This is a genomic window from Fluviibacterium sp. S390, assembly GCF_049800695.1.
Taxonomy (GTDB): Bacteria; Pseudomonadota; Alphaproteobacteria; order Rhodobacterales; family Rhodobacteraceae; genus Meridianimarinicoccus.
Genome location: NZ_JBNAFN010000011.1, coordinates 62,213 through 74,487, shown reverse-complemented (window position 1 = coordinate 74,487; position 12,275 = coordinate 62,213). Strand labels below are relative to the sequence as shown.

18 protein-coding genes are annotated in these 12,275 nt (G+C 63.3%); 14 read left to right on the top strand and 4 right to left on the bottom strand.

The window, feature by feature from the left end; genetic code table 11:
- Positions 1 to 98: 98 nt before the first annotated feature.
- The 3 genes from ACP15K_RS10670 to ACP15K_RS10660 all read right to left on the bottom strand — a co-directional run bounded on the left by ACP15K_RS10670 (position 99) and on the right by ACP15K_RS10660 (position 2,962).
- Positions 99 to 995: a phosphotransferase family protein gene (locus ACP15K_RS10670; RefSeq protein ID WP_424990494.1), complete on the bottom strand. Its 897-nt coding sequence runs from the start codon at positions 993 to 995 to the stop codon at positions 99 to 101.
- Between the two features lie 88 nt (positions 996 to 1,083).
- Positions 1,084 to 1,740: a flagellar hook capping FlgD N-terminal domain-containing protein gene (locus tag ACP15K_RS10665; RefSeq protein ID WP_424990493.1), complete on the bottom strand. Its 657-nt coding sequence runs from the start codon at positions 1,738 to 1,740 to the stop codon at positions 1,084 to 1,086.
- A 7-nt stretch (positions 1,741 to 1,747) separates the two neighbouring features.
- Entirely contained in the window at positions 1,748 to 2,962 is a 1,215-nt protein-coding gene (locus ACP15K_RS10660) for a flagellar hook-length control protein FliK (protein ID WP_424990492.1), read from the bottom strand.
- On the opposite strand from ACP15K_RS10660, the gene ACP15K_RS10655 reads away from it, so the two are divergent.
- From ACP15K_RS10655 to ACP15K_RS10630, 6 genes are all read left to right on the top strand, one after another.
- Complete coding sequence (locus tag ACP15K_RS10655) at positions 2,929 to 3,354, top strand: rod-binding protein (RefSeq protein WP_424990491.1); 426 nt, start codon at positions 2,929 to 2,931, stop codon at positions 3,352 to 3,354. The genes ACP15K_RS10660 and ACP15K_RS10655 overlap by 34 nt on opposite strands.
- Entirely contained in the window at positions 3,351 to 3,686 is a 336-nt protein-coding gene (locus ACP15K_RS10650) for a hypothetical protein (RefSeq protein WP_193140366.1), read from the top strand. Before ACP15K_RS10655 ends, ACP15K_RS10650 begins: the two co-directional genes overlap by 4 nt.
- Positions 3,687 to 3,894: 208 nt before the next feature.
- A complete protein-coding gene (locus tag ACP15K_RS10645; RefSeq protein WP_193140367.1) occupies positions 3,895 to 5,106 on the top strand; it encodes a flagellin in 1,212 nt (403 codons plus the stop codon).
- 111 nt (positions 5,107 to 5,217) lie between these two features.
- Positions 5,218 to 5,580, top strand: a complete 363-nt coding sequence (gene flaF, locus ACP15K_RS10640; protein ID WP_193140748.1) for a flagellar biosynthesis regulator FlaF — start codon at positions 5,218 to 5,220, stop codon at positions 5,578 to 5,580.
- A complete protein-coding gene (flbT, locus tag ACP15K_RS10635) occupies positions 5,577 to 5,984 on the top strand; it encodes a flagellar biosynthesis repressor FlbT (protein WP_424990490.1) in 408 nt (135 codons plus the stop codon). The genes flaF and flbT overlap by 4 nt, the downstream gene beginning before the upstream one ends.
- On the top strand, positions 5,981 to 6,814 hold the full coding sequence (locus ACP15K_RS10630) for a DUF1217 domain-containing protein (RefSeq protein ID WP_424990489.1): 834 nt from the start codon (positions 5,981 to 5,983) through the stop codon (positions 6,812 to 6,814). The genes flbT and ACP15K_RS10630 overlap by 4 nt, the downstream gene beginning before the upstream one ends.
- Before the next feature lie 9 nt (positions 6,815 to 6,823).
- Here the strand turns inward: ACP15K_RS10630 and ACP15K_RS10625 are convergent, their stop codons facing one another.
- Entirely contained in the window at positions 6,824 to 8,143 is a 1,320-nt protein-coding gene (locus ACP15K_RS10625) for a FliI/YscN family ATPase (RefSeq protein ID WP_424990488.1), read from the bottom strand.
- Between the two features lie 101 nt (positions 8,144 to 8,244).
- Between ACP15K_RS10625 and ACP15K_RS10620 the strand changes: the two genes are divergently transcribed.
- From ACP15K_RS10620 to flgH, 8 genes are read left to right on the top strand one after another with little or no spacing between them, the layout of a single operon-like run.
- The gene (locus ACP15K_RS10620) at positions 8,245 to 8,622 is read left to right on the top strand and encodes a flagellar basal body protein (RefSeq protein WP_424990487.1); all 378 of its coding nucleotides are present in this window, start codon (positions 8,245 to 8,247) and stop codon (positions 8,620 to 8,622) included.
- Between the two features lie 6 nt (positions 8,623 to 8,628).
- A complete protein-coding gene (gene flgC, locus ACP15K_RS10615; protein ID WP_424990486.1) occupies positions 8,629 to 9,015 on the top strand; it encodes a flagellar basal body rod protein FlgC in 387 nt (128 codons plus the stop codon).
- Positions 9,016 to 9,026: 11 nt separating this feature from the next.
- Complete coding sequence (gene fliE / locus ACP15K_RS10610; protein WP_424990485.1) at positions 9,027 to 9,317, top strand: flagellar hook-basal body complex protein FliE; 291 nt, start codon at positions 9,027 to 9,029, stop codon at positions 9,315 to 9,317.
- Position 9,318: 1 nt separating this feature from the next.
- A complete protein-coding gene (locus ACP15K_RS10605; protein ID WP_193140373.1) occupies positions 9,319 to 9,585 on the top strand; it encodes a flagellar biosynthetic protein FliQ in 267 nt (88 codons plus the stop codon).
- Position 9,586: 1 nt separating this feature from the next.
- Positions 9,587 to 10,303 carry a flagellar hook-basal body complex protein gene (locus tag ACP15K_RS10600; protein WP_424990484.1) on the top strand — a complete coding sequence of 239 codons (717 nt, stop codon included), beginning with the start codon at positions 9,587 to 9,589 and terminating at the stop codon, positions 10,301 to 10,303.
- Positions 10,304 to 10,315: 12 nt separating this feature from the next.
- Entirely contained in the window at positions 10,316 to 11,101 is a 786-nt protein-coding gene (gene flgG, locus ACP15K_RS10595) for a flagellar basal-body rod protein FlgG (RefSeq protein WP_193140375.1), read from the top strand.
- Between the two features lie 5 nt (positions 11,102 to 11,106).
- On the top strand, positions 11,107 to 11,529 hold the full coding sequence (gene flgA, locus ACP15K_RS10590) for a flagellar basal body P-ring formation chaperone FlgA (protein ID WP_424990483.1): 423 nt from the start codon (positions 11,107 to 11,109) through the stop codon (positions 11,527 to 11,529).
- A 14-nt stretch (positions 11,530 to 11,543) separates the two neighbouring features.
- A complete protein-coding gene (flgH, locus tag ACP15K_RS10585; protein ID WP_193140377.1) occupies positions 11,544 to 12,269 on the top strand; it encodes a flagellar basal body L-ring protein FlgH in 726 nt (241 codons plus the stop codon).
- Positions 12,270 to 12,275 lie beyond the last annotated feature (6 nt).

Here is a 12,275-nt window from a genome sequence, read left to right as displayed (position 1 = left end):
GTGCCCTGTGATGCCGCAGTGCCAGTGTCGGGGCGTCGATCAAGACCGCAGTCGCGCGTGTTGCGTTCGACCCCCATGCCGGACGGTGCTTTGACCCTCTAGAGCAGGCGTGCAAGCTGCGCCTGCTCGACTTCCAGCGCCTCTAGATAGTCGACGTCCCCCCGCTGCGCGCGCCACAGGCAATGGCCGATCATTTGCACATGCAGGGCCGGTGCCAGATCGCGATACCGTTGCGCTGTTTCGGTCGATCCGTAACCCGACAACACCGCGCGCGGTTCCAACGGGGATGCACCGCCGCCGTAAATCCGATGCATGGCCGGAGACAGGGCGAGGAAGAGGTCAAGACAGGGATCGCCCCGCCCGATGCATTGCCAGTCGATCAAGCGCGGGCCGCTGCGGGTCGACAGGATGTTGGCGCGCACCGGATCGCCGTGAAGCAGCACGTTGCCGTGGGTTGGGACGCGCAGCGCGGCTTCGATCCGCGCCAGCCGTTGTTCGGACCATCCCGCGTTCTGCAGATACCCAAGCCCCAAGTGCACCAGAGAGGCTGCAAACACCGGACGCCTTGCCCGCACCACGTTCGGACGCAACCGCGTGTCGTGCAGAGCGCGCAAGACACTGCCGACGTCCTCGGACCGCAGGTCTGTTTCGGTCTCGGGAACATAGGGGTAGAGCAAACAGCTGGCCTGCCCCCAGGCGATCAGGGTCCGGGGCGTCACCGAAAATCGTGGTCCGAGGGCCGTCATCGCCCGCGCTTCCAGAACCGGATCCACCGGAAACAGCGGGCTGGAACACGCAGGATGGGTCAGCTTGCAGACCAGCCCATGCGGGGCGCCGCTGCGGGCGCTGCCCGTGGCCGAGATCAGGAAGACCCGGCTGACGCGCCCTCCGTGCAGGGTCTGCCACCGGGCGTTGCGCGGCACATATCCGGCACGCACCAGCGATTGGCGCAAGGACAACGGAATGCGCCCGATGATCGAGTTTGCGTGCAGCACCCGCCGTGGCCTCACCCCCTTGGCGCCCGACCGGGCGCGTGTTTCGCGATGCCTTACGGCGTTCGTGCAGGGGAAACAACAGATGGCCCTATTTCTGGCGGAGCGCCGCGACGCTGCCCACGGCCACCGCACCTCCGTGGTCCAACACGATCTCGGGTCCGTTCAGCCCGTTCCGCACTTCCTGCACCGTGGAAAAGCTGGTCACCGGCAGGGTCTGGGGTGTTCCATCGGCAGTCGTCGCCGCCACATGCAGCCGGTAATGGCCGTTCAGCAGCGCATTGCCGCCCGGAGAGATCCCATCCCAGGAATAGGGCGGCGTCTGGTTCAGAACGGAGCGGCGATGGATTTCCTGGCCCGTTGCGGAGGACACCACAAGTTCAGCCGATTTCAGGCCGGGCGGGCTGTCGAAGTGAACCTCGACCGGCGTGCCATCGAAGTGCACCGGGGCGTCGGTGCGGGCGCTCATCCCGACCCAACCCGCGTAGTTTTCGATCCCCGACAGGCCACCGCCCGACAGGCCGCGCAGCAGTTCGTTGGTCTGCACCTGCTGTTCGACCCCGGAGAAAGTGGCCAGTTGCACCGCATAGTCTGTCGAATCCATCGGGTTGAGAGGATCCTGATTCTGGATCTGTGCCGTGAGCATCGTCAGGAAGGTGTCGAAATCCGAACTGATGGTCGCGGTCTGGCCACTGTTTCCGGCGGTGGCGGGAGAGGGGGACGTGGGGGAGGGAATGGACGAGATCATAGGGGCCTCACAGTCTCAGGTTCAGGCGCAGGTCGGTGAAATCGCCTGACGATTGCAGGGTCGCCAAAGCCGGGATTTCGGGATCTTCCGGCGCGGGGATCACCCCGGTCGAGGCGGCGTCTTCCAGCGGATCAGAGGAGGACTGTCGGGAGGATCGCCCGAAGGAGAAATTCACGTCGGCGAAGCCTGCGGCACTCAGATCTTCGTGCAATTGATCGATATGCCGGCGCAACAGGTCGAGCGTTTCAGAGCGTTCCGACTGGATGTTGACCTGCAACCCGGTGTCGCTGGCCTGCAAGACAAGGCGAACGCGCCCGAGCTCTTCGGGCGACAGCGCGATATCAATGCTGCCATCCGATGTCATCCGGATGGCATCGACAATCTGCGACAGGACGGGCGCGGATGGCGCGCGTGGCGCGTTGTGCGTCAGGGTCAGGCCAGTTGTCGATTGCGCCCCCCTCGTTTCCAAAGAGCTTGGTCCTATCCCCTCTGCCAAGAAGATCGACTCGACCGTGTCCGATTGCGCTTGTGTCTGCAGGGCCGGTTTCGAAGGGCCGTTCAAGGGCATTGCGGGCAGGCCAGGTGAACCTTGCGCAGGCGTTGGGCCTGTTTCGACCGAACGTATCGAATCCTGATTGCTGGCCTGTGCCGAAGGCACCAGGGAATCGGCCCGCGCTGGTGACGCCTTGCCTTTCCCAAGCGGCGAAGGCCCGGGACTGGCGGCCAACCGGGTGCCGTCCAGCGGACCGGAAGAAAAACCTGGCGTGCCTGGCGTTGATTGAGAGAGGCTGGCACCTTGCAGACTTGCCGGGACGTGTGCCCTGACAGGGTCAGAACGGCGGATATCCAAAGGATGCAATGCGGGCGCGGACGTCATCTCGATCGCCTGTGCGTCTTGCGGGCTGCCCCCCGATGTCCAGAACGGTGTTCCAGTCGTGGGCGGAGAGGTTGGAGCCGAAAACGCAACGGCGGTGAGTTCCTCCTGCGGTGTCACCGTAGGTGCTGCGGCATCTTCCTCGGTGTCCGCAGTCGGTTCCCCGCCAGGCGCGGCTTGATCCTGCGACACCACCTTGTCGAACACCGCCTGCGCATCGGACGCTGGGATCATGAAATCGGAAAAACCGATCCTCCCCGCCGACGACTCCGCAGGTACATCCGGCATTGTTCCGGGCGACTCGGACAGTTTTCGTGAAACAGCCGCTGGGCTGGATTCCGCGATCATGGGCATCTGTGCACTCCGTTTCCGGCAGATTGCAGCGGCAGGGCTTACCACTTCTTTACCGCGATCGGGAAACTCTGGCGGCAATCCGTACAATTGGAGATTTCAGCATGATGCCCCTGCCAACCATGATGGCTGTCCCCCCTTCCGACCGCACGACGCAACAGCACGCTGCGCTACACAAGGCCGCGCAACAGCTTGAGGCCCAATTCCTTGCAGAGATGCTGAAATCCACCAGCGTCGTGGCGGGTGAAAGCGCCTTTGGCGGCGGCACTGGTGAGGAGCAATTCCAGTCCTTCCTGCATCAGGCTCAGGCCGATCGGATGGTCGAAGGTGGTGGAATTGGACTGGCCGAATCGATCTTCGCGGCGCTCACGCGGAGGGTGGCAGGATGACCCAATCCAGTGTTGCAGAACTTTTCGCCCTGCTTGACGCTGAATTCGCCGCGGTCCGGCAGGGGAAATTCACACAACTTGATGAAATTTTGTCCCAAAAACCGATCTTGCTGGACGCCGTCGCGGCCAACCCGCTGTCCACCCAGGACCAGATCCGCTTGCAACAAAGGGCTGTGCGCAACCAGGCGGCGCTGAAGGCAGCGGGCGAGGGGATTCGCAGCGTCCTGACGCGCCTCGCGGATTTGCGCAGGCTGCAGGGTGGCGCCGATTTCTATGCCGCAGACGGCCGCCGCAAGACCGTGGCGCCGCATATTCGCGGCACCCGTGCTTGAAGTGCAAACCAGTTTCCTCAATTTTTAGGCTTTCAAGTCAGCCGTTTAGGGAAGTCTTAGGCCCTGGCGACCTAGTGTCTGCTTGCGCTCCGGACGGGGCGGCGCGGGGGCAGATACATCCGCATCAGTCAGAACGACGGCCATGGCCGCACAGCCGTGCGGTTGGGACAAACGGGCGCAAAAGCGCCCTAGTAGAGGATTGAAAACCATGTCCAGCATTCTGACCAACACCAGCGCCATGATCGCGCTGCAAACCCTCAAGGGCGTCAACTCGGGCCTTGAAAAGACGCAAGGGGAAATTTCCACCGGCAAGTCGGTGGCAACCGCCAAGGACAATTCCGCAATCTGGGCAATCTCGAAAGTGATGGAATCGGATGTGACCGGCTTCAAGGCAATCTCCGACAGTCTCGCCTTGGGCGAATCCACCGTGGCGGTGGCGCAGCAGGCAGCGGAAACCATCACCGACCTGCTCGGCAAGATGAAGGAAAAGATCGTTGCCGCGACCGGTGACAACGTCGATCGGACCAAGCTGAACGCCGATGTGACCGCGCTGAAAGAGCAGATCGCCTCGGTTGTCGGGGCGGCCCAGTTCAACGGTCTGAACCTTGTGGACGGGTCCACCGCCAGCACCGATGTGCTGTCCTCGCTGGATCGTGACGCATCGGGCAACGTGACGCCCTCCTACATCACGGTGGCCGCTCAGGATCTGTCGACCACCGGCTATGTGGCAGCGAACGTCTTCACCGTGGCCAACGGCTATGCCTCGACTGCGGGCGATGCGGCGTCCATGTCGCTGGATGTCGGCGGCGGCAGCGACAACGATCAGCTGACCATCTCGGCCGCAGGACTTGCCGCGGGCGACACACTGTCAGTGCGCGTGGGTACCGAAACCGCTTCCTACACGGTGACGGCCGCCGACCTGGCCGCAACCTCGTCGGCGGATGTGATCGCCACCGCGATGAAGGCCGAGATCGAAGCCCTGGGCAACGCCAATCTGACGGTGGACTACGACACTTCCAACCCTGGAGAGTTGGACTTCACCAACACCGGCACCGGGACCATCTCGATCTCGGCCAGCTTTACCAATGCCGGTTCGGGATCGCTGGCGGCCCTGCAGTCGCTGGATGTGACCAGCCTGGCCAACGCCCAGACCGCACTTGGTTCCATTGAAACGCTGACCGACACGGCGATCGACGCGGCCGCCGCTTTCGGGTCCGACGCAGGACAGATCGAGATCCAGGCCGACTTTGTCTCCAAGCTGACCGATTCCCTGAAGGCCGGGATCGGATCGATGGTGGATGCCGATATGGAAGAGGCTTCAGCCCGCCTGCAAGCGCTTCAGGTTCAACAGCAACTGGGGATCCAGGCGCTGTCGATCGCCAACCAGGCGCCGCAGAACGTCCTGTCGCTCTTCCGCTGATCTCAAACCCGGTTCGGTGGCGCTGACGGGGCGCCACCGACATTTCCGCGCGGCTGAATGCCGGCTCGAGATTCCATGTCATCGGAAGGATTTGACGTGAACGCATTGAACATGGCCCGAACGGCCTACAACCCGGTCACCACCCCACTTCGCACACCTCGCAGCACGGAATACGAAGCCTTCGCGCGCGTGACACGCAAGCTTCGCATGGCGCGTGACGGCAATGACACGACCCTTCCCATGTTGGCCGGCGCCCTTCATGAGAACCGCAGGATGTGGAATTTCTTTGCCGCCAGCGTTGCCGATGCAGCCAACGAATTGCCCAACCACCTGCGCGCCCAGATTTTCTACCTGGCCGAATACACGACCGAGCATTCCCGGCGCGTGCTCAAGGGGCAGGCCGATATCGACGCCCTGATTGACATCAACACTGCCATGATGCGCGGCCTTCGACAGGACGAGGGCACAACATGACCGGTCTTGTCCTGAAGCTCGGTCCGCGTGAACGGATACTGATCAACGGCGCCGTCATCGAGAACGGAGATCGGCGCAGTCGGCTCAATATCATCACGCCCCATGCCAATATCCTCCGGCTGAAAGACGCCATTCATCCTCATGAGGTCAACACACCGGTGCGCAGGGTGTGCTATGTGGCCCAATTGGTTCTGTCCGGGGATGCAGAGGAAACGGAGGCGACCCGCCAATTGCAAACCGGGATTTCCCAGTTGCTTTCCGTGCTTCGGGACCGCGACAGCCAGAAGAACCTGCAACAGGCGCTGGCATCCGTCGAGAGCGGGAATTTCTATCGGGCCCTGAAGCTGTTACGTGGTGTCCTGCCACGAGAGGCGCAACTGCTACAAATGCAGTCCGCGCCGTGACGTTCCAGCCCATTGTCCCCCAGGGCGGCCTGGGCGGTTGGCGGTTCCTGCAGCGCACCATGGACCGTCAACAGGCGCTGCAACAGTCAGATCCTGCCTTGCAACGGGCCGAGTCACGTTTTCGGTCCCGCATCTCCGACGTCCAAACTGCCGCGGAACTGGTTCAGGATCGCGACCTGCGCTCCGTCGCCTTGCAGGCTTTCGGGCTGGGGGACGACGTGGACAACGTCTTTTTCATCCAGAAGGTGCTGGAGGGCGGCACGCTGGCGCGCGACAGCCTTGCGAATCGTCTGAGTGATCCGCGTTATGCCGCGTTGTCCGACGCCTTCGGCTTCGGCAACCTGGGGCGTCCGAGAACCCAGATTCCGGGGTTTGCAGATGAAATCCTGGACGCGTTTCGCCAGCAAGGGTTCGAAGAAGCCGTGGGCGAAAAGAGTGCAGACCTCAGGCTGGCCCTCGGCCTGGAGCGGGAGTTGGACGCTGTCCTGGACCGCGCACAGGGCAATGATGCCCGCTGGTTTTCCTTGATGGGATCTCCGCCGTTGCGGCGCGTGTTCGAGACCGCGCTGAACCTGCCATCCAGTCTGGGCCGGATGGATGTCGACCGACAGTTGGATCTGTTCAAGAGCCGGGCAGAGGATATTTTCGGAACGTCGGCCTTGCGCGACTTTGCAGATTCCGATCGGCTGGATGCCTTGCGAACACGTTTCCTGCTGGTCGGAGAGGCCAGCGGCGCAACAGCCATTTCATCCCCCGCCTTGAGCATACTCTCCAATGCGACCGGACAAGCCTCCGCGGCGCAGATATTGCAAGTGCTCGGCTCGGTTTGAGCAATGGCCTCAGGCGGACGACAGAATTTTCTCCAGGTCCCTGAAATCGTCAACGGTCGCCTGACCGCAACCGCGACCAACAAATTCGTCCAGGCTGGGCCACAAACGTATTGCCCGATCAATTTCCCGGTCATGGCCACTTTCGTAGAGACCGGAGCGGATCATCAACTCGGAGTCGTTGTACTGGCTCAGGGCCTGTCGAGCTTCCGCCATGAGCGCGTTTTCCGCAATCGTTGCACACTCCGGCAAGGATCGGGACACGGATCGCAGCACATTGACCGCGGGGAAACGCCCGCGTTCGGCGATACCGCGATCCAGAACCACGTGACCATCCAGAACCCCGCGCAGGGTGTCTGCAATCAGCCCGTCCATGTTGGATCCGGCCACCAGGACGCTCATGATCGCGGTGATATCCCCGGCATCACCGGCCCCGGGCCCAGCCCGCTCGGCCAGTTGCGTAATTTCCTGAACGACCGACGGCGGGAACCCGTCCAGACCGGGAGCTGCGCCTCGCGACAGGGCGATGTCACGATGCGCCTCGGCCAGACGCGTAACCGAGTCAATCAACAACAGGACATGGCGGCCCTGATCCCGGAAAAACTCGGCCGTGGTCATGGCTGCATGCGCGCACCTCTGGCGCGCCGAAGCCGGTTGGTCCGCCGTCGCCGCAAAGACCACTGCCCGTTGTAACCCTTCGTCTCCCAGCGCGTGATCCACGAAGTGATTGACCTCGCGTCCCCGTTCCCCGATCAGCGCGACGACGACGAGATCGGCCTCGACCCGTCGCGCCAGATCCGCAAGAAGCGTCGATTTCCCAACGCCGGACCCGGCAAACAAGCCGATACGCTGACCCCGCGCCAGCGGCAGGAACGTGTTGAACACCGCATGGCCGGTTTCCAGCCGCGGCCCGAATCCCCGGCGGCTGGTGGCGACTGGCGGCGCGGCGCGAATGGTGCGTTCCCGTGTGCCTTGCCGCACAGGTTTCTGGTCCAGGGCGTGACCGAAAGGGTCAAGAACCCGGCCGATCCAACTGTCGTCAGGCGCAAAGACGTCCCGACCCAGGTGCAGCACCCGATCACCCTCGGCAATCCCCTTGGTCAGACCTCGCGGCACCACATCCAGCAGCCCATCGGCCATCGCTTCGACATCGCCCAACAAACGCAGCCCGCCCCCGCCGGCAACCTCGACAACATCGCCTTGCGCCGCCACCCGCCGCAGCCCCGACACCCGCAGCCGCGCGGGCGAAACCTCGCACACGACGCCGACATCATGCGTGGTCATCAGCCGATCAATCGAGTCGTTCAGGGCATCCAACATGGCAACGGTCATTTTGGTTCTCTTTTTGTTCCACAACCCTTTCTAAACGAATCGCAGTTAATCCAAGGTTGAAGCTGATCGAGGGAGAAGCCCCGATGTTCAATGGTTTAGACATGTTTAACCTTGCGTCCAACAAGGCCTCGCATGCGGGAATGCAGCAGGCCATGATTGCCCGGAACGTGGCGAATGCGGACACGCCCGGCTACAAGGCCGTGGCGCTGGAAGCCTTCTCGCTTGACGGCAAGCCTTCGCCTGCCCGGCTGGTCATGGCGCAAAGCCGCCCCGGGCATCAGGCCGCGCCGGCGGATTTCAATCGTACCGATTTCAGCACCGTTGCAAGGGATGGGGCCGCTGCACCCAATGGCAACACGGTTTCGCTGGAAACCGAGATGCTGGAAGCCGCGCGCGTGAAGCAGGACCACGATCTGGCGCTGGCGGCCTATCGCGGGGGGATGACGCTCTTGCGGTCTGTTCTCGGACGGGCGGGGTAGGCGATCATGGGAGATTTTCTGGACAGCTTCTCGATTGCGGCCAGTGGCATGCGGGCGCAAGCCAAGCGGTTGCGCCATGTGGCGGAAAACATCGCCAACGCGGATACGCCCGGTTATCGCCGCAAGTCCATCCCGTTTCACGCCGCCGTTCCCGGCTCCCGCGGCGAAGTCGAAACCGGCCGGGTGCGTCTGGATCCAGCCGAGCTGTCCCTGATCCACGACCCGACCCACCCGATGGCCGATGCGACGGGCCACTACCAGGGCTCCAACGTGAACTCGATCCTCGAAATTGCGGATTCGCGCGAAGCGCAGCGCAGCTACGAGGCCAACCTCAAGATGTTTGACCAGACGCGGAAAATGTCGGGCGCCTTGCTTGATCTTCTGCGCAGATAAGGAGGACCAGAATGGTTCCGATTTCAACATTCGCCACAGAGGGTTACGCCAAGGCGCGCCCGGCCACACAACCCGATGCGCTCCAGGGCTCGGGCGAGGCACTGGCCGCCCAGGCCATCGGGGATTTTGCCGATCAGATGGCCCAGGCCGAAACCGCCGCGCAGAAAACCCTGACCGGCAGCGCCGATGCGCAGACCCTTGTGGAAGCGCTGGCCCAGACCCAACTTGCTGTCGAAACCGCTGTGGCGGTGCGCGACAAGGTGGTGGCGGCCTACCAGGAAATCCTGCGGATGCCGATCTGACATGACCGAGGGTCTTTTCTACGACACGCTGCGGCAGGGGCTGCTAGTGGCGGTGATCATCTCGCTGCCCGTTCTCACGGTGGCGCTGCTGGCCGGGGTCGCGGTGGGGCTGTTCCAGGCCCTGACCTCGATCCAGGAAATGACCCTGACCTTCGTGCCCAAGCTTCTCGCCATCGTGCTCGTGTTCTGGGTGAGCATGAGTTTCATGACCGAGACGCTTCAGGACTTCTTTCGCACCACCCTGATCCCTCTCATCGCCGGAGCCTGACATGGACAATGCAGCCTATGCCACACTGACCCGCCAGACCGGGTTGCGGAGCGAGTTGCACACGCTTGCCCACAATGTGGCCAATGTGTCGACTGTGGGATTTCAGCGCGAGGCCCTGATCTTTTCGGAATACGTGGAACGGGTTGGGGAAGCCGGCGAGGGGCTGTCGATGGCCGCCGCACGTGCCCGGTTGACCGACCGCAGCCAGGGCCAGTTGGTCCAGACCGGTGGGCAATTCGACCTGGCGATCGAAGGCGAAGGCTATTTCCTTGTCGACACCCCCGATGGCCAACAGCTGACCCGCAGTGGCAGCTTCGCGCCGAACGCTGATGGCGAGTTGGTGGCTCCGGACGGTGCGCGGCTTCTGGATTCCGGACGCGCGGCGGTGTTCATCCCGGATGGGGTGAATGGCGTGCATATCGCATCCGATGGCAGCCTCAGCGTCGACGGCACCCCGCTGGGCGAGATCGGGCTGTTCGTGCCGAATGATCCGGTGAAGATGAACCGCGCTGCCGGGTCCCGGTTCTCGGTCGATGGCGAGATCAACGAACTGCCCGAACCACGGATGGCGCAGGGTTTTCTGGAACAATCCAACGTCGATCCGGTGCTGGAAATCTCGCGTCTGATCGAGGTTCAGCGGGCCTATGAAACCGGCCGCAACTTTCTGAACGCCGAAGATGACCGCATCCGCAACGTCATCCGTACCTTGTCGAGTTAAGGAGTCCCCCCAATGCGCGCCCTGAAAATCGCCGCCACAGGCATGTCCGCCCAGCAGATGCGGGTCGAGGTGATCTCGAACAACCTCGCGAACATGAGCACCACGGCCTACAACACGCGCCGGGCCGAGTTCTCGGATCTGCACTATCAACAAATGCAGCGTCCCGGGGCGATCAGTGCCTCGGACGGCACGGTTCTGCCCACCGGGATCCAGCTTGGCCTTGGCGTGACCCCGACGGCGGTCTCGGTGCATCTGGAACAGGGGGCCCTGACGCAGACCAACGGTGACCTGGACATCGCCATCGAGGGCAGCGGGTATCTGGAAATCACCCTGCCGGATGGCGGCGCGGCCTACACGCGTGACGGCGGGTTGCGGCGTTCCGCCGAGGGTCAGATCGTGACGGCGGATGGCTATGCGGTGGTGCCCGACATCACGATCCCCGATGACGCCCGCTCGATCTCGATCAACGCGGATGGCGAGGTCTACGCCTATTTCACCGATCAGGTGGATGCACAGCTTCTGGGGCAGTTCACGCTGGCGGGTTTCACCAATCCGCGCGGGTTGGAGGCTCTGGGCGGCAACCTGTTCCAGGAAACCGAGGCCTCCGGCCCCCCGACCGTGGGCGATCCCGGCACCGACGGGCTGGGCACCCTGCGTCAGGGCTATCTGGAGAATTCCACGGTCGACGCCGTGCGCGAGGTGACAGAACTGATCGAGGCGCAGCGCGCCTACGAGCTCAACGCAAAGGTCATCACCGCGTCCGATCAGATGATGTCCACAACCTCGCAGATCCGGTGATCGGGGTGCGCGTTTTGCCCTTTGTCTTGCTGATCATCGCCGGCCCTGCCGTCGCCGACACGCTGGTGGCGGCGCGCACCCTGCGCGGCCAGACCGTGATCGAAGAGATGGATCTGGCCTACGGACCGGACCAGCCCGGCGCCCTGCGCGATGCGTCTCAGGCGGTGGGGATGGAGACGCGGGTCAACATCTACGAAGGGCGGCCGATCCGGGCGTCAGACCTGCAACCGGCGGCGGTGGTGGCGCGCAACCAGATCGTGCCCCTGAACTACATCTATTCCGGCATTGCCATCGCCACCGAGGCGCGCGCGCTGGAACGCGGCGGTGTCGGCGCCCGTATCCGCGTCATGAACCTTGAATCCCGCAACACCGTGACCGGAACTGTCATGCCTGATGGCAGCGTCACCGTGGCGCCCCGCGGCAACTAGGGAAGGAAATCCCCATGCGCAGCATCGCACTCTTGATGATCCTCGGAAGCCTGGGCGCCTGCGCGCGTCTGGATCACGTCGGCAAACGCCCCGACTTCAGCCCCACCGACACCGGGCGCGAGCATCTGGCCATGTCGGTCCAGGGCCTGCCCCGCACCCTGGAAAAGCAGCGGGCCGTGGACCAGGCGTCGCTGTGGAGCGGGGCGCGCAATTCGCTTCTGGGCGATCTGCGCGCCAGCGAGCAGGGCGATATCCTGACCGTGGTGATCGAGTTCGACGAAAAGGCCGAGATTTCCAATTCGACCTCGCGGTCCCGATCGGCGGGCGAGTCCATGAAGGTGCCGCAGTTCCTGGGCCTGCCGCAACGGATCGACAAGAACCTGCCCGAAGGCGCCAGCATGGCCGATGCGGTGTCGGTGAAATCGGGCAGCGAATCGGACGGCGACGGGTCGGTGCGCCGCAAGGAAAAGCTTGAGTTAAAGGTGGCCGCCACGATCACGGATGTCCTGCCCAACGGCGTGTTGCGCATCCAGGGCTCGCAGGAGGTTCGGGTGAACTATGAGCTGCGCGAGCTTCTGGTATCGGGCTATGTGCGGCCCGAGGATATTTCCCGCAACAACCAGATCACCTACGACAAGATCGCCTCGGCGCGAATCTCCTACGGCGGTCGCGGCCAGATCATGGATGTGCAGCAGCCACGCTATGGCCAGCAGATCGCCGACATCATCCTGCCGTTCTAGGGGGCG